At 34.3% G+C, this 15998-nt stretch carries 17 protein-coding genes; 8 read left to right on the top strand and 9 right to left on the bottom strand.

Translation table 11 applies throughout. The features are described from left to right. Window positions 1–102: 102 nt before the first annotated feature. A complete protein-coding gene (gene amaB, locus EZ428_RS04240) occupies window positions 103–1644 on the top strand; it encodes an L-piperidine-6-carboxylate dehydrogenase (RefSeq protein ID WP_131551856.1) in 1542 nt (513 codons plus the stop codon). A 213-nt stretch (window positions 1645–1857) separates the two neighbouring features. Here the strand turns inward: amaB and EZ428_RS04235 are convergent, their stop codons facing one another. Then, window positions 1858–2499, bottom strand: a complete 642-nt coding sequence (locus tag EZ428_RS04235; RefSeq protein WP_131551855.1) for a GIN domain-containing protein — start codon at window positions 2497–2499, stop codon at window positions 1858–1860. 384 nt (window positions 2500–2883) lie between these two features. On the opposite strand from EZ428_RS04235, the gene EZ428_RS04230 reads away from it, so the two are divergent. The 3 genes from EZ428_RS04230 to EZ428_RS04220 are packed head-to-tail and all read left to right on the top strand — an operon-like array spanning window position 2884 to window position 7124. Then, entirely contained in the window at window positions 2884–5781 is a 2898-nt protein-coding gene (locus tag EZ428_RS04230; RefSeq protein WP_131551854.1) for a DEAD/DEAH box helicase, read from the top strand. Between the two features lie 11 nt (window positions 5782–5792). Beyond that, the gene (locus tag EZ428_RS04225) at window positions 5793–6452 is read left to right on the top strand and encodes a DUF2927 domain-containing protein (RefSeq protein ID WP_131551853.1); all 660 of its coding nucleotides are present in this window, start codon (window positions 5793–5795) and stop codon (window positions 6450–6452) included. A gap of 12 nt (window positions 6453–6464) precedes the next feature. Further along, window positions 6465–7124 carry a DUF2927 domain-containing protein gene (locus EZ428_RS04220; RefSeq protein ID WP_131551852.1) on the top strand — a complete coding sequence of 220 codons (660 nt, stop codon included), beginning with the start codon at window positions 6465–6467 and terminating at the stop codon, window positions 7122–7124. On the opposite strand, the gene aat is transcribed toward EZ428_RS04220, so the two are convergent. After that, a complete protein-coding gene (gene aat, locus EZ428_RS04215; RefSeq protein WP_131551851.1) occupies window positions 7121–7753 on the bottom strand; it encodes a leucyl/phenylalanyl-tRNA--protein transferase in 633 nt (210 codons plus the stop codon). The two genes, EZ428_RS04220 and aat, sit on opposite strands and share 4 nt — an antisense overlap. Before the next feature lie 75 nt (window positions 7754–7828). Here aat and EZ428_RS04210 point away from each other — a divergent pair, with 75 nt between their 5' ends. Next, a complete protein-coding gene (locus EZ428_RS04210; RefSeq protein WP_225870990.1) occupies window positions 7829–9259 on the top strand; it encodes a DUF1800 domain-containing protein in 1431 nt (476 codons plus the stop codon). An 80-nt stretch (window positions 9260–9339) separates the two neighbouring features. Then, window positions 9340–10539, top strand: a complete 1200-nt coding sequence (locus tag EZ428_RS04205; protein ID WP_131551849.1) for a DUF1501 domain-containing protein — start codon at window positions 9340–9342, stop codon at window positions 10537–10539. 74 nt (window positions 10540–10613) lie between these two features. Here the strand turns inward: EZ428_RS04205 and EZ428_RS04200 are convergent, their stop codons facing one another. Continuing rightward, complete coding sequence (locus tag EZ428_RS04200; RefSeq protein ID WP_131551848.1) at window positions 10614–10970, bottom strand: hypothetical protein; 357 nt, start codon at window positions 10968–10970, stop codon at window positions 10614–10616. A 107-nt stretch (window positions 10971–11077) separates the two neighbouring features. Between EZ428_RS04200 and EZ428_RS04195 the strand changes: the two genes are divergently transcribed. After that, the gene (locus EZ428_RS04195) at window positions 11078–11446 is read left to right on the top strand and encodes a YccF domain-containing protein (RefSeq protein ID WP_131551847.1); all 369 of its coding nucleotides are present in this window, start codon (window positions 11078–11080) and stop codon (window positions 11444–11446) included. On the opposite strand, the gene EZ428_RS04190 is transcribed toward EZ428_RS04195, so the two are convergent. The 3 genes from EZ428_RS04190 to EZ428_RS04180 form a co-directional block, all read right to left on the bottom strand. Continuing rightward, window positions 11443–11841, bottom strand: coding sequence for an META domain-containing protein (locus EZ428_RS04190; protein WP_131551846.1), 399 nt, complete (start codon window positions 11839–11841; stop codon window positions 11443–11445). The genes EZ428_RS04195 and EZ428_RS04190 overlap by 4 nt on opposite strands. Window positions 11842–11903: 62 nt before the next feature. After that, window positions 11904–12302: an META domain-containing protein gene (locus EZ428_RS04185; protein WP_131551845.1), complete on the bottom strand. Its 399-nt coding sequence runs from the start codon at window positions 12300–12302 to the stop codon at window positions 11904–11906. Between the two features lie 10 nt (window positions 12303–12312). Further along, entirely contained in the window at window positions 12313–13287 is a 975-nt protein-coding gene (locus EZ428_RS04180; RefSeq protein ID WP_131551844.1) for an App1 family protein, read from the bottom strand. A 61-nt stretch (window positions 13288–13348) separates the two neighbouring features. On the opposite strand from EZ428_RS04180, the gene EZ428_RS04175 reads away from it, so the two are divergent. Beyond that, window positions 13349–14230 (top strand): diacylglycerol/lipid kinase family protein, encoded by an 882-nt coding sequence (locus EZ428_RS04175; protein ID WP_131551843.1) that lies wholly within the window; start codon window positions 13349–13351, stop codon window positions 14228–14230. On the opposite strand, the gene EZ428_RS04170 is transcribed toward EZ428_RS04175, so the two are convergent. From EZ428_RS04170 to EZ428_RS04160, 3 genes are read right to left on the bottom strand one after another with little or no spacing between them, the layout of a single operon-like run. Next, entirely contained in the window at window positions 14187–14606 is a 420-nt protein-coding gene (locus EZ428_RS04170) for a hypothetical protein (protein ID WP_131551842.1), read from the bottom strand. The two genes, EZ428_RS04175 and EZ428_RS04170, sit on opposite strands and share 44 nt — an antisense overlap. Before the next feature lies 1 nt (window position 14607). After that, window positions 14608–15261 carry a TonB family protein gene (locus EZ428_RS04165; protein ID WP_131551841.1) on the bottom strand — a complete coding sequence of 218 codons (654 nt, stop codon included), beginning with the start codon at window positions 15259–15261 and terminating at the stop codon, window positions 14608–14610. A 17-nt stretch (window positions 15262–15278) separates the two neighbouring features. After that, a complete protein-coding gene (locus EZ428_RS04160) occupies window positions 15279–15980 on the bottom strand; it encodes a peptidoglycan DD-metalloendopeptidase family protein (protein ID WP_131551840.1) in 702 nt (233 codons plus the stop codon). Window positions 15981–15998: the final 18 nt, after the last annotated feature.

Here is a 15998-nt window from a genome sequence, read left to right as displayed (position 1 = left end):
TACAACATTGTAAGCAACAAAAACATCAACTACTTATAATTTGGCAAACCTGCTTAATTTTTTGTTGTTTTGTAACAATCGATTTTATTTAAAAATCAAACCATGGAAAATAATATAAATGCCGTCCTTAAACAATTAGGGATTGAAAACATCAACTCTGCTTATGCTACAGGCAGTAATTGGGGCAAAACAAATAGCGAAAAAATTATAGAAAGCCATTCGCCAGTTGATGGTAAGATAATAGCTTCTGTTCAAGTTGCTTCTGCTGCAGATTACGATTTTGTTATAGAAACAGCACAAAAAGCATTCTTAGAATGGAGAAAAGTTCCTGCTCCAAAACGTGGCGAAATGGTTCGTCAGTTTGGTGAAGCTTTACGTGCAAATAAAGAAGCCTTAGGCACTTTGGTTTCTTATGAAATGGGCAAAAGTTTACAAGAAGGCTTTGGCGAAGTTCAAGAAATGATAGATATCTGTGATTTTGCAGTTGGTTTATCTCGTCAATTATATGGCTTAACCATGCATAGCGAAAGACCAAACCATAGAATGTACGAGCAATGGCATCCGCTAGGAATTGTTGGAATAATCTCTGCATTTAATTTTCCTGTAGCGGTTTGGGCTTGGAACACAGCTTTAGCTTGGGTTTGTGGTAATGTTTGCATTTGGAAACCATCAGAAAAAACACCGCTTACAGCAATTGCTTGTCAGCATATTATTGATAAAGTCTTAATTGCAAATGAAGTTCCTGAAGGTGTTTGTAATTTAATTATTGGTGATAGAGCAATTGGTGAATTGTTAAGTAACGATACCAAAGTTCCTTTGGTTTCTGCAACAGGCTCTACCAGAATGGGTAAAGCCGTTGGTGCTGCAGTTGGTGCCAGATTAGGTAGAAGTTTATTAGAGTTAGGTGGAAACAATGCCATCATTATTTCAAAAGATGCTGATTTAGACATGTCTATTATTGGTGCTGTATTTGGCGCTGTTGGTACGGCTGGACAACGTTGTACTACAACCAGGAGATTAATTATCCACGAGAATGTTTACGATAATTTTGTGGCTAAATTAGTTAAAGCCTATGGGCAACTAAGAATTGGCGATCCTTTAGACCAGCATAATCACGTTGGACCATTAATTGATAAAGATGCCGTTGCCAGTTATTTAGATTCGATAGAAAAGTGTAAAGCCGAAGGTGGAAAGTTCTTAGTTGAAGGTGGCGTTTTAACTGGCGAAAAATATACTTCTGGTTGTTATGTGAAACCATGCATCGCAGAAGTTAAAAACGATTTTAAAATTGTTCAACACGAAACTTTTGCGCCTATTTTATATTTAATCAAATACAAGGAATTGGATGAGGCAATTTCAATACAAAATGGAGTTCCACAGGGATTATCATCCGCAATTATGACTTTAAACCTGAGAGAAGCTGAACAATTTTTATCTGCTGGAGGTTCTGACTGTGGCATTGCAAACGTAAACATAGGTACATCTGGCGCTGAAATTGGCGGTGCATTTGGCGGAGAAAAAGAAACAGGCGGTGGTAGGGAAAGTGGTTCTGACGCTTGGAAAGCTTATATGCGTAGACAAACGAATACTATTAACTATGCAAATACTTTGCCCCTGGCACAAGGAATTAAGTTTGATTTGTAACCCCTAAAGTTTTTTGTCATTCCGAGGTACGAGGAATCTATTTGAAAAATTGATATTATATATTCTTCGCTGGGCCCTGAATGACAAAGCCATAAAAAAAAGAGTGCGGATATAATGTCGGCACTCTTTTTTTAGATATATGATGGAGTTGTAATTTTTTACTAAAGCCACTTTAGAGCCTGCTCCGATTTCATATCGGAGGGTTTGGGGTTCTTATTTTGCTAAATTGATATCATCAATAAGCAAGTTCTCTAAAGTTTGTTTTACAGGTTTTGCCTTTGCAATAACTGTTGCTGTAGAATTTACACTTGAAGTTTCAGCTACAAAAGAACCCATATTTAATTTAGCTTGTGTGCTTAACACTGCGTAATGATCGGTTGTTGAACCAGCTAATTTTAAACTTGCGCTATCTTTTATCGAAGTATATAAACTGATTGTTGATGCATTGATATCCGCAGTTGCATTACCGCTTAATTTAACGGCTAAACTTAAGAAGTTGATTTTGCCATAAGTTTTTACTTGTGCATTATCCCCAGCTTCGATAGATGAAAGGTCACGCACATAAACTACCACAGATAACGTTTCTTTTTGAAAAGAACTGATGCGTAAAACACCATCTTGTTGCTGTACCAAAGCGTTTTTAGAATAGTAGCTATCGTAAACTTTTACGCTTTCAACTGGAGCCTGTACAAGGATAACTTCAACGTTTCCTTTTACCTCAATTTTACTGATATTTTTTACTTGGTTTAATACTGTAACGTTGTTGTTTTTTACATCTGTAGATGCGAATGCAGAACTGGTTAATACTACTAGTGCTAATGCTGCTGCGAATAATGTTTTGATAGAAGTTTTCATAACTTTAATATTTTATGTGATTGTTAATCTATTATTTATAATTTGTTTTTTCTGCAAGCCCTTGCTGGCAGGTTTCGTAAATAAGACTGCGATAAGGATAAAAGGTTGCAGCAGATATTAGCCTTTTAGACAATGAGCAAGTAACTCACGACGAACGGCTGTAATTTTTCGACGAACGGGGGAAGAAAATTTGTTCATTAGTCATTAGTTCATTGGTTTCGATAATTAATCCTCGTTGTTTCCACAATCTGTCTAATGAACAAATGATGTAATGAACCAATAAAAATCCAAAATAATTAGTCCATTCTTTTGATTAGAAATTGAAATACTGTAAGTTTAGAATTTTTTAGATGCTTATCTTTTCTTTCTTTTAGCCCTTGACCAATGTTACGCGTAAATAGTTCCGGCCCCTGCAAAATCGTATATTCCTTATGTAAGCATGAGTTTCTCGGTTATTTAATTGAGCCACATATTGTTCAACTCAATCCTCAGGGCGATTTTTCTTTAACCTACCAACGTTTATTTACGCATACTGCTAAAGAATTTGCTAAACATTTAACAGATGTTGATTTTAAACTCATCAAGATTTTAGATGAAACTGAACAAGACTACATCATTAAAAAGTATCACAAAAAAGCTATTCGACCTTTTGAATTCTTTAGTAAGTTTTACGATGAGAAATTTTACGATAGCGTTCGTCCAAAAATTGAAAAGAAACTAGCTGAAGTTTTAGAAATCCTGAAGGTAAAAGATGACCTATATTTAATGGATAAAGATGGTTGGCCTGCTGAGCGAAAAATAGAATTAGCAACTGAACCTGCAACTGTACTTTTTCATTTTAGAAGAAGTGAAATGGAGACGAGGTATTTTCCAACCATTAAATATCAGGGACTACGCATCGATTTCATGTTTAAAGATGCACAAGTAGTTTGCAATCAGCCTGCTTGGATGCTACTTAATGATGTACTTTACTTTTTTGAAGGTGATATTGAGGGAAAGAAATTTGTTCCATTTTTAAACAAGCGTTATATCGCCATACCAAAAGCTACAGAAGAAACCTATTTCGAAAAATTTGTAGCACCGCTGATAGAAAAACATCACGTGTATGCTGAAGGATTTGAGATTAAAACGGAGAAGCATGAAGCCACACCAGTCATCAAAGTTATTTATGTCGATGGTGGCGTTTCTCAAATCCAGCTTTATTTTAAATATGGGCAATATGCTTTTGCAATGGGAAACGAGAATAAAGTTACTGTTCGTTTAAGTAAAGATGAAGACAATTATACTTTTACCCGTATTAAAAGAAATAGCGATTGGGAAAAAGCAAAATTTACCTTTTTGCAAAGCTTAGGCTTAAAGAAAATTTCTGCACTCTTCCATCATCTTGAGTTACCTAATTTAAGTGAAAATGATAACCCATCTTATGCCATCATAACTTGGGTAAATGAACATATTGAAACTTTGCAAGCACAAGGTTTTGAGATTGAGCAAGCAAGTAGCGGCAAACGTTTTGTATTTGGTGCCAATAAAATTGATTTCGAAATTACAGCAGATAACGATTGGTTCGACATTAATGCGATTGTATATTTTGGTATTCATCCCATTCCATTTATCGCTTTAAAACAACATATCCTCCATAAAAAAAGAGAATTCATTTTGCCAGATGGCGATATTGCAATTATTCCAGAAAAATGGTTTACACAATATAGCAGCATCTTTAGTTTAGCGGATGGCACTAAAAACCTGAAGTTAAAAAAGCATCACATCGGGTTAATTAACGATTTAGCCGATGATAGTTTAGCTAATGTAACGCTTGATAGAAAACTGCAAAGGTTAAACGATTTTGAGGATATTGCTGATACGGCAATGCCCGTTAATTTTAAGGGAGATTTACGCCATTACCAAAAAGCCGGTTATAATTGGTTTAGCTTTTTACGTGAATATAACTTTGGTGGTTGTTTGGCTGATGATATGGGTTTGGGTAAAACCATACAGACTTTGGCAATGTTGCAGAAACTGAAAGAGGAAGATGAGCAAAATGCAACACACAGCACTTCGTTAATTATTATGCCTACTTCATTAATTTACAACTGGCTTAACGAGGCGAAAAAGTTTACACCTAAGCTGAAAATTCATGCTCACACTGGAACTTTCAGAAACAAGGACATTAGCCTTTTCGACAAATATGATTTGGTAATTACCACTTATGGAATTACTCGTGTAGATTCTGAAATCATCAGTAAATTCTATTTCAATTATATCATTCTTGATGAAAGTCAGAATATAAAAAATCCATCTTCTAAATCTTTCAAGGCTGTTAGAATGCTCAAATCAAGGCATAAATTGGTTTTGAGTGGTACACCTGTAGAAAACTCTGTTGGCGATTTATGGACGCAACTAACCTTTTTAAATCCAGGGTTATTGGGCACACAATCTTTCTTTAACGAAGAGTATGTGCAAGCCATAGAGAAACGCAAAGACGAAGAAAAAGCAAAAAAACTACAAGCCATTATCAAACCCTTTGTTTTACGCAGAACGAAAGAACAAGTTGCTGCAGAACTTCCTCCAAAAACAGAGCAAATTTATTATTGTGATATGAGTGAGGACCAAGCTGCAGAATATGAAAAGGTTAAGTCGGCTTACAGAAATGATTTGCTGAAAGATATGGAAACTGGAAGTTTGGCAAAAAAACAAGTTCAGTTATTGCAAGGTTTAACCGCTTTAAGACAGTTGGCAAATCACCCTGTGATGATAGATGAAAACTATACATCAGACTCTGGAAAATTTGAAAACGTGATGCACACTTTGGATAACGTTTTAAAAGGCGGTCACAAGGTTTTGATTTTCTCTCAATTTGTAAAACACTTAAGCATATTTAGAGACTGTTTTGAAAAGCAAGGTATTCCTTTCGCTTATCTAGATGGGGGAACAAAAAATCGAGGAGAAATTGTTGCAGAGTTTCAAGAAAACAAAGATTTAAAAGTATTCTTGATTTCGATAAAAGCTGGTGGAGTTGGTTTAAACTTAACCCAAGCAGATTACGTGTTTATTTTAGACCCTTGGTGGAATCCTGCAGTTGAACAACAAGCCATAGATAGAACCCATAGGATTGGTCAGGATAAAAAAGTTTTCATTTATAAATTCATTTCAAAGGACACTGTTGAAGAAAAGATTTTAGCCCTGCAAAGGCGTAAAAAATCATTGGCAAATTCATTGATTACAACCGAAGAAAGTTTCTTCAAATCATTAAGTAAAGACGATATTAGAGAATTATTGAATTAATATAATAATGTATGTCTCTCAAATTTAATCCGTTTTTGATATGCCTTTTGCTAATAGGCCTATCATCATTCTCACAAACCATCAACTATTCTGAGAAATTAGTGTTTGATGATGTTGCCTATATAACTTCTCCAATAAATGGCAAAAAAGTTATCTCCAAGTGGGCCGGGCCAATACGATATCAGATAAATAATTCCCCTTCAGAGTTTATAACTAAAGAAATAGATACAACTTTTAGTGAAATTAAGAAATTAACTTCTTTAGATATTAAGAAAGCAGTAAGTAATGAAGAAGCTAATTTGATTATTAATCTAGGAAAAGAAGATAAAGCTAAAAACATATCTACTCCAAGTGGAAGCGTTATGAAATATAATGGCAATTTCAACCATAAAACAAATGATAAATTAGAGATTATTAAAGTAGAAAACCTTTTTATTGTAGCTGATAGTGAAACTAAGGCAGATATTAAGTATTCTTTGAAGAGAATGATTCTTAAATCTTTTGGCTTCTTTAGAAAATCTGAAGAGGCACCTTATAGCCTATTTTATGCCCAAAGAAACAATGCAATTAAAATTGATAAGTTTGATGGACATATTATTTCTTTCTTTTACTCAAGTTTCGTAAAAGCAGGAATGGAGAAAGACCAGCTTGATAAGATGTTTGGCTTCTAAATTTGTTATCAAATGACCTTAAAACTAAAATCCATAATACTACTTCTTATCGCAATAGGCACTGATACTTATGCTCAAAAATTAACGTCTGAAGAAAAATTCATTTTTAATGAAGTAGCTTTTACTAGAAAGCAAGCTGGCGATTATGAATTGATACATAAATGGGTAGCGCCAATTAAGTACAAGGTTTATGGTAACGCAGATAACTACATTTTAAAGGAAATCGACAGCACTTTTAGTCAAGTAAAAAGATTAACCAACTTAGATATTTCAAAAACTACAAATGATGATGAAGTAAATTACATTATTGTAGTTGGCAAAAAAGAAGTAGACCAAGCTAGGTTATCTAAAGGATTTCAGAAATATTTGAATGGTTATGGTGCAACTTTATTTAGGTCTAACAACAAATCTGAAATTACTAAAGCAGAGACTTTATTATTAGATGATAACTACACCGATAAAGCTGCTGTAAAATCATCTGTTATTAAGAATATTGTTAAATCCCTGGGCTTTTTTCAAAAAACTAAAATTTTGACAACAAGCGTTTTTTACGAGAAGAACAATAGAATTACAAAGATTGATGCTTTTGATAGTCACATCATTTCTAAACTTTATTCGCCACTTATAAAACCTGGGATGGACAAGGACCAAGTAGCGGAGATTAATCCCTAGGAGTTTAGCATCCTTAAATATTCTTCCCTACTTATCATTCCTGCTCCTAAACTCATTAAGTGGTCGTTTGGTAATTGGCAATCTATCAATTCAAATCCCATCGTTTTTGTTAAGTGAATCAATGCTGTTTTTGAAGCATTACTTACCAAGCTAAACATACTTTCACCACAGAAAACCTTATTGATTTTAACGCCATACAGTCCTCCAACTAATTCATTGTTTTGCCAAACTTCTACACTGTGAGCTAAACCTTTTTCGTGGAGCTTAATGTAGGCTTGTTGCATTTCGTTGGTTATCCAAGTGCCATCTTGACCAACTCTTGGTATTTTAGCGCAATGTTCAATTACTCGTTCAAATGCCTTATTTTCTGTTACTTCAAAAACATTTGACTGTAATATTTTCCGCATACTTTTACTGATTTTAACGCTATCAGGAAAAATCACACATCGCTCATGTGGTGCATACCATAGAATGGGGTCATCTTCACTAAACCAAGGGAAAATACCACTTTGATAAGCTAACAACAATCTTTCGATGCTCAAGTCTCCACCAATGGCAAGTAAACCATCAGGCTCTGCCAATGCAGTATCAGGAAAAATGAGTTCATCATCTAGCAGTCTAAAAACCATGATGCAATTATAGTAAACAAAACAATAGCTAAACCCGAACGTTTAATAATTGTCCGATTAACAAATCTTATTGCCATGGAAAGAAAAGATAACTTCATCTCCGTTAAGCATTTATATAGCAGAGCAGCATTTGGAATCTCCTACCCTAATCTTGAAGCTTTAAGTAAAAAAAACATCAATAAAGTAGTCGACGAACTTTTTAAAAAATCTACAATAGTTGAAGATCTAAAAAGTGTTGATGAAAATGAGATGCGCCAACAAATGGCTTTACAAGTTCTGCTAGGTGGTAAAAAAGAGTTGACGCAGGAAGAGAAAGACCAACGGCAAGAGATCACAAGAATTCAGAACGAGCGAAGCAGAACGTTAAATATTGATTGGTTAATGCGGTTAATTAAAACATCAGCCCCGCTTAGAGAGAAAATGACCTTATTTTGGCATGGGCATTTCGCTTGCCGTTCTAACAACCCAATGTTTGCGCAACAACTTAATAACATTCAAAGGAAATATGCGCTTGGCAGTTTTAGAACGTTGTTGGTTGAGGTATCTAAATCTCCAGCGATGCTACAATACTTAAATAACCAACAAAATAGAAAAGGCAGGCCAAACGAGAATTTTGCCCGTGAGTTGATGGAACTTTTTACTTTGGGAATTGGCAATTATACTGAGCAAGACATAAAGGAATCCGCCCGCTCCTTTACAGGATGGACTTATGATAAGGATGGAAAATTTCAATTAAGACCAACTTATCATGATGAAGGCAACAAAACATTTTTTGGCAAAACAGGGAATTTCGATGGAGAATCCATTATCGATATCATATTAGAAAATCCGAAAACAGCAACATTCATCTCTCGTAAATTATATATTTTCTTCGTTAACGAAACAGCTAATGAAGCTCACGTAAAAGAGTTGGCTAATCACTTTCAGGCTCAGAATTATGATATATCAGCTGTGCTTAAAAAAATGTTTACTGCTGATTGGTTTTATGCAGCACCAAATGTGGGCACAAAGATTAAATCGCCTGCCGAATTCTTAGTGAATTTAAGTAGGGAATTTTATGTGACTTATAACAAGCCACAAGTTCTTATTCAGTTGCAAAGTAGTTTGGGTCAGTATTTATTTAATCCACCAAATGTTGCTGGTTGGCCGGGAGGGAAAAGTTGGATAGATAGTTCTTCGTTAATGTTAAGGATGAAAATTCCATCCCTAGTTTTAAACGATGGACAGATAGATTTTAGTGGTAAAGCCGACCCAGAAGATGAAGCTGTAATTGCCTTGAACAAACCAGCAAATGCCAAACCTAAGCCAAAATCTTACGTTGATGCGCAAAGTGATTGGCCTAAGTTTTTAACTGGATTGCCGAAAGACATTAAACCATTAGACTTAGCGAAGTTTTTATTGCAGCCAAACTTAAACCAGAAAATTGTAGATATGGTGGCTAACAATCAAGGTTTAAAAAGCACAGCGATTGAAGTAACGAGTTTGCCAGAATATCAGCTCTGCTAAACCGTTATTTGTTTTGCATTTCTCGTTTAAACAACGATAAACGAACAACGAAAGACCATTTTTCACTAAAAAGAAAGAAGATGAAAAGAAGAGATTTTTTGAGAAATTCTGCCTTTACAGCCGCCGGGACTTTTTTTGTGCCTGCATTTATGAAACCTTTTGAGGCTTTGGCATTGGATGAATTAAGTCAGTATAAAAACTTAGTGGTTATACAGCTTTCGGGTGGTAATGATGGTTTAAATACCGTTGTGCCTTTTGGAAACGATTTATATTATCAGAAAAGAAAAAACATCGCCATAAAACCAGAAGAAGTAATTAAATTGAACGATATGCAAGGTCTCAACCCAAATTTGGCGGCATTGCGTGAAATTTACGACCAAGGTTGGATGACTTTGATTAACGATGTTGGTTACCCAAACCCAGACCGCTCCCACTTTCGGTCAATGGATATTTGGCAAACAGGAAGTGATAGCAATCAGTATTTGTCTACCGGATGGATTGGAAGATATTTAGATTCGAATTGTGAGACCTGTAAATTTCCTTACACCGCCATTGAGGTTGATGACAGTTTGTCTTTAGCTTTAAAAGGTGGTACTAAAAAAGGAATTGCTTTAAAAGACCCGAACACTTTATTTAGAAATACTAACGAAGCTTTTTTTAAACAAATGATAAATAGTAGCAAAGACCATTTAGATGAAAACAATTTAGGCTATTTATATAAAACGATGATTGAAACATCATCTTCTGCTAATTATATTCAGCAGACTTCTAAAATTTATGAGAGCAAGGCAACTTATCCAAATACTGGCTTTTCTAACCAACTAAAAACAGTTTCTAAATTTATTTCATCAGGTTTAAAAACTAAGGTCTATTATGTTTCGCTTAGCGGATTTGATACGCACGTAAACCAAGTACAACAACAAGGCAATTTACTAAAGCAATATGCAGAAGGTATTTCAGCGTTTTTAAATGACCTTAAAGCGCACAATAAATTAGAAGACACCTTGGTAATAACTTTTAGTGAATTTGGACGGAGAGTTGAGCAAAATGCAAGTAATGGAACAGACCACGGAACGGCAAATAATATGTTCTTATTTGGTGGAAAGTTGAAAAAACAAGGGATTATTAATAATGCTCCTGATTTAGCGAATTTAGAAAATGGCGACCTTAAATATCAGGTTGATTTTAGGGAAGTTTATGGGACTATTTTAGATAAATGGTTGGATGTAAATAACCAACAGATTTTAAATAAGAAGTTTCAAACTATGGACTTTATTTAAGGTTTGTCATTCTGACCAATGCAAAGAATCTATTTAGTAGATTACTCCAAAGTCGGAATGACAAAACTTTATTTTTACTTCTTCTTAAGTATGTAAATCTTTATGGCATTACTTTCTTCATACTTTTGAGTGTAGGCTTGAAAAAGCTCATAACCATAGCTTTTCAGTTTGTTAATACAATCTATTAAAGAATTAAACTCTAAGTCTTTTCCATCATCATCTTTGATAACGGCATCTTTTCTAAAGTCTACAACTTTCTGCCCATACTCTAGCTTAATCAAAATTTTCTCACTTAGGTAACGCTTGAATTCGGAAACTTCAATGTATTCCGAACGAATTTCACTTAATCTAACTCCGTTTACGGTTTGAGCCTTGGCTTCAGAAAAAGCAAGGCATACGGCAATAGCCGAAAAAACAATTAATTTTTTCATTCCTTTAGGTTTTTTGTGTGTACAGCAAATTACGCATTTCCTGTAATTATTAAAACCTAAAATTCTATTTTTATGTAACAATTAAGCAATTTGCCTATCTCAAAACCATGAGTTTTATTGGCAATATTATTTGGGTAATTTTTGGAGGAATATTTATTTTCTTCCAGTATATTTTTGGCGGATTGGTTTTATGCTTAACTATTGTGGGCATTCCATTCGGCATTCAATGCTTTAAATTTGCCATAGTAGGTTTAGCTCCTTTTGGAGTTAAGATAACCGATACGTCATCGAACATAGGATGTCTATCAACCATTATGAATATCATTTGGTTAGTTTTTGGAGGAATTTGGATAGTACTAACTCATCTTATTTTTGGCTTGTTATTTTGCATTACCATTGTGGGAATTCCCTTTGGATTGCAACATTTTAAGCTGATGAATTTAGCTTTCTCTCCTTTTGGGAAATCGATTAGTTAGCGAGGTTCAGAAAAGGTCATTATTCTTATTCCTTTCGCATATAAAAACAATTTTCCACTAAAAATCTTAGCAGAATCAATTTTCTGTAACTCTTTCAGAAACTTACTTTCATACTCACTTAATTCTTCGCAATACATTTTGGTTGAAAAGATTTGATAAAATTTAATCGACAATGGTGTAATATCTACAGATCCTCCATACGAATTACAAAAAGCTTTTCCGCTTATTTTATTATTAGCCTCAAATTTCAAACTTGCTGCCTTTTCAGGTAAAATTTTATTACCAGTCCAAGTCCTCAGAATCCAACGATTTTTTGTGAAAGCATTCACATCGAACCTTGTTAAACAAGACTGAAAAGATAAAAGAATAATAATTCCAAAAAATAGATTTTTCATATCGTACTCCACAAATAGCGCTAGATTATTAATGTTCTGTTTCTGATATACTCTCTTAAGAACTATTTAGCCTTTGTAAAAATCATTACTACTTTTCCATCAATAAGCAACTGCAATTTACCGCCAACAATTTTATAGGAGTTTACAGCTCTCAATCCATCGAGATAAAATTTTTCTGCCTGTCCAACTTCTTCACAAAACATCATGGTACCGAAAATTTGCTCAAATTTGATATTGTTTCCATTGATTACAGCATTACCACCAAAACCATTGCAAAAAGATTTTCCACTTATTTTATTCTCAGTATCAAAACTTAATGAACCTTCTTTTCCAATTGGTAAAGTTTGACCAGGCCATTCACTTAATAACCACTTCGTATTTTTAATAGAGTTAGCTGTCATTTTTTCTGAACAAGACTGCAATGCTAATGCTACAAACAATATCAATATTAACTTTTTCATAATTTTATATTTAAGTAATTAATCCAATTTTTTTTGAATGAGCTATTGCCTCATCACTGTGTGTAAATAAACAAGTTTTTATTTGATGTTGTTCTATTTTTGCCAATAAATTTTCTGTTTCTACTTGCCTTGATTTCCTGACATTTCTAATATATACTGCCACAACATTTTTAGGATGCTTTTCTGCGATGGCTTGATAAATGGCAGGATCTTGTTGAGAGTTATCGCCAAAAAAAACAAACTTCTGATTCGGAAAAGCATCTATGATTCTCATTACCCTTAACAATTTTCCATGATGTCCCGTTTTTCCAGTTTTAAACAAGCTCTTCCATCTTTTTAACTGATTTAACAAAAAAGCACCTTCAGGCAGTTCATTAAACCTGAAATGTTCTACCAAATAATCGTACAAATTCCATTCGCTACTTGATACATAAAAGAATGGATTGGGTTGTGAAATAACTGTATGCGCATTTGCCAATAATTGATAGTGTTTTCTAACTGACGCAAAGGTTTTTCTGGTTCTAGGATTTTTGATAAAAAGCTGTCGCAATCTCCTGTAAATTTTAGCCGAATGGGAAACCATTATCGTATCATCAATATCAGAAATAAAAGCATATTGTGTAATGTGTGGTACAAATATTTTTCCTTCTCCTGTAGAAGTTACTTCATCAGCCTCATTTAAGGCCTCTACTTTTACATCATGCCACCCAGCTGATACATTATTTTCTGCTTTCCATTCAAACTTGAAGAACCCATCATACTCAGTCTTTTGATATACAGTTTGGTCATAAAATAGCAACCTCACTTTAGTAAAAGCTGAAGGTTTTACTACGAAAAGCTTAAAAAGATGAATAATATTTACAAAAAGATTATCACTGAAATTTTGAGTTGTTTTTGCCTTGAATTTAAACACATGACCATAAACAACTAAGTTATGCGTGTGGCCATAGCCGTGATATACTTTTACACTTGTAGCATTATCCATGATATAATTAAAACAGAGTTATGCATCAGTTGTTTGTGAAGTACATATAAATTAATCGGCTGTGAAAGCGAAAACTCAAAAAATACTCTTTATTGTTAACCCAGGTTCTGGAAACAAGGAGGTAGACTATAAGAAAGAAATTAAGGCATTTTTTAAATCGAAAGAAGAAGAATTAGCCATTTATGAATTACCTGAAAACTGTTCTCTCGCTAAAATAAAATCAGCAATTGAAAAAGCTTATGCAGATAGAGTTATTGCCGTTGGTGGCGATGGAACTTTAAAACTAGTTGCCGAATGTTTGTTGAAAACCAAAACACCAATCGGGATTATCCCTGCTGGTTCTGCAAACGGAATGGCTAAAGAATTGGGCATCCCGCTAGAATTAAATGAAGCTTTAGAGTTGGCAGTTAATGGGAAGCCTAAGCAAATCCACGCTGTGTTGATTAATGGCGAATTATGCATTCATTTGGCAGATATCGGCTTTAATGCCTATATCGTTAAAAAATTCGATGAATTGCCAACACGAGGAATGTGGACATATGCCAAAGCTGCATGGCATGCGTTCTGGTATCACCGTAAAATGGATGTGGAGTTTAAGATTGATAAAAAAACAATTAGGCAAAAAGCAGCTATGGTTGTTGTTGCCAATGCAAAAAAGTATGGTACAGGCTTTGAAATTAATCCAGAGGGAGAACTGGACGATGAACTTTTTGAGGTAATAATTGTAAAAAAATATGCCGTATTAGAAATCATTAAAATATGGCTAAGCAAACTGCCTTGGGATCCTAAAAAGATTGAAAGTTTTCAAACTTCCCATTTAAAAATCACAACCAAACACAAGGTGCATTTTCAAGTGGATGGAGAATATTTAGGAAAAGTAGATACTGTTGAAGCTAAAATTATTCCGAAGGCGATAAATGTAATTGTTGGCCCTTCAGCTTAATTTGCGCCCTAATTGTTAAATACAGTCTGATAAATTCTACCATAAAACAAACTTTTAAAAGCGCTGGGAACCATCTATCATCATAATTTTCAAAGGCTTCTGGAAGCAGTGTTATAAATCCAACAGAGAAAATCCAAAGGTATAATCTAAATGGAAATTGGATGTAATATAAAATGAAGCCAAATTTTTTGGTTAATAATAATCCAGCAGCACCAAGAACAATTAGCAAAAACATAGGGAACATTAAGGTAGCTTCTACCTTGTCAGATTGTTTGGTAATCTCATTAAAACGAGGTGCAATTTCCCATAACTGCATACCCAAAAAAACAAGAGATACTAAATCTAAAAGAGCAAAAGAACGTAAGAGAAAGCGCATATTATTTACAGTATTTATCAAGCCAATCGTTGGCTTTATCAGAACCCATGTATTTCACAAAGTTAAAATCTTCACACGCTCCTTTGGTATCTCCTTGTTTATATTTTTTTAATGCAGTTTCAATTTTATCATCTAAATATTCGTCATCTACACCAATCTCTTCCTTTAATTTCAAAATCTTCACTTCATCTTCAGGTTTAGCCACTCCTTTTTCTTTATTGCGGTAGAAGTTCATAATGGCAACCTTTATCTCTTCTTGGTCCTTGTAACTTTTAATAGCCAACGCAATATCTGCTTTTGATTTTCTTTCGCAATAATAGCCATCTAATGCAAAATTTACTGGTACTACAATTAAGGTTGTTGTATCATAAGTAGATGGAACTTCCCATTTTCCACTGCTCATTTTAATTAACCTTAACGCTTCTTCGTCTAAATCGGCACCAATTCCATTGGTTATCTCGGTAAAATAAACATCGCCTTTCGCATTAACCTTAAAGCCAATTTTTACAGTTCCTTGTATACAATTGTGAAGCGAATAAGCTGGGTAAATTGTATTGTTTTTTATAAAAGCAGGCAATCCTCCTTTCACTTCAGGGCGTTGCGCCTTAACAGAAAAGGAAATTAAGATCAGTAACGCTGCTAAAATCCTGTACATAATTAAATTTACGCATTTTAAGGCAAAGCCGATGTAAAAGTGTGTTTTAAAATTAATGCTGGGTCTGGACAATTTTCTAAATAAATACTTCTCTTAGAAAATTGGCAAACACCAGGATAATCTCCAATTTTACCTTCCATATCAAACATCAATTGGAAATGCAGATGTGGCGGCCAATAACCGTTCTCTTCTTTAACGCCAAAGCTTGCAAATTGTTTCCCAGCGGGGATGAATTGTCCTTCCGTTAAACCTATTAATGATGCTAAACTCAAGTGGCCATAAAGTGCATATAAAATCAAATCATCAAATTGATATTTTAGAATAATGGTTGCACCGTAATCTCCAAAGTTATCGTTGAACTTAAAACTATGTACGGTTGCATCGTAGAAATTGTAAACAGGCGTTTCTGCCCGACCCCAGATATCAGTACCTAAATGTAAACGACGAGGTTCTTCTACTGTATCAAAATGTATACTTCTACTGTAAATGGTTCGATGTTCGCCATAACCACCAATACCGTATTTCGCAGCATTTTTAGTTAGCTTTTCATTTACCCAATTAGAAAATAAATCTGTATTAGCTAAAATTTCTGTCGTTAATTCAGTATTGCTCGCTGTAAAATCTAAGGCCAATAATTTATCGGTTGACAGATTAAAATCTACAACTTTACTGAGGCTGTTATTAGCTAAGAAGTTTTGAAGTTTTTGGAGTGGACTCATTCTGAAACATATTAGTTT

It is taken from the genome of Pedobacter frigiditerrae, from assembly GCF_004331645.1.
GTDB lineage: Bacteria > Bacteroidota > Bacteroidia > Sphingobacteriales > Sphingobacteriaceae > Pedobacter > Pedobacter frigiditerrae.
Note: the sequence above shows the minus strand (reverse complement) of the source record. Positions and strands in the feature narration are given on the sequence as shown.

Excerpts from the sequence above, each read along its gene's own strand:
- amaB (WP_131551856.1), top strand. The coding sequence starts at position 103 with ATGGAAAATAATATAAATGCCGTCCTTAAACAATTAGGGATTGAAAAC.
- EZ428_RS04235 (WP_131551855.1), bottom strand. The coding sequence starts at position 2,499 with ATGAAAACTTCTATCAAAACATTATTCGCAGCAGCATTAGCACTAGTA.
- EZ428_RS04230 (WP_131551854.1), top strand. The coding sequence starts at position 2,884 with ATGTTACGCGTAAATAGTTCCGGCCCCTGCAAAATCGTATATTCCTTA.
- EZ428_RS04225 (WP_131551853.1), top strand. The coding sequence starts at position 5,793 with ATGTCTCTCAAATTTAATCCGTTTTTGATATGCCTTTTGCTAATAGGC.
- EZ428_RS04220 (WP_131551852.1), top strand. The coding sequence starts at position 6,465 with ATGACCTTAAAACTAAAATCCATAATACTACTTCTTATCGCAATAGGC.
- aat (WP_131551851.1), bottom strand. The coding sequence starts at position 7,753 with ATGGTTTTTAGACTGCTAGATGATGAACTCATTTTTCCTGATACTGCA.
- EZ428_RS04210 (WP_225870990.1), top strand. The coding sequence starts at position 7,829 with ATGGAAAGAAAAGATAACTTCATCTCCGTTAAGCATTTATATAGCAGA.
- EZ428_RS04205 (WP_131551849.1), top strand. The coding sequence starts at position 9,340 with ATGAAAAGAAGAGATTTTTTGAGAAATTCTGCCTTTACAGCCGCCGGG.
- EZ428_RS04200 (WP_131551848.1), bottom strand. The coding sequence starts at position 10,970 with ATGAAAAAATTAATTGTTTTTTCGGCTATTGCCGTATGCCTTGCTTTT.
- EZ428_RS04195 (WP_131551847.1), top strand. The coding sequence starts at position 11,078 with ATGAGTTTTATTGGCAATATTATTTGGGTAATTTTTGGAGGAATATTT.
- EZ428_RS04190 (WP_131551846.1), bottom strand. The coding sequence starts at position 11,841 with ATGAAAAATCTATTTTTTGGAATTATTATTCTTTTATCTTTTCAGTCT.
- EZ428_RS04185 (WP_131551845.1), bottom strand. The coding sequence starts at position 12,302 with ATGAAAAAGTTAATATTGATATTGTTTGTAGCATTAGCATTGCAGTCT.
- EZ428_RS04180 (WP_131551844.1), bottom strand. The coding sequence starts at position 13,287 with ATGGATAATGCTACAAGTGTAAAAGTATATCACGGCTATGGCCACACG.
- EZ428_RS04170 (WP_131551842.1), bottom strand. The coding sequence starts at position 14,606 with ATGCGCTTTCTCTTACGTTCTTTTGCTCTTTTAGATTTAGTATCTCTT.
- EZ428_RS04165 (WP_131551841.1), bottom strand. The coding sequence starts at position 15,261 with ATGTACAGGATTTTAGCAGCGTTACTGATCTTAATTTCCTTTTCTGTT.
- EZ428_RS04160 (WP_131551840.1), bottom strand. The coding sequence starts at position 15,980 with ATGAGTCCACTCCAAAAACTTCAAAACTTCTTAGCTAATAACAGCCTC.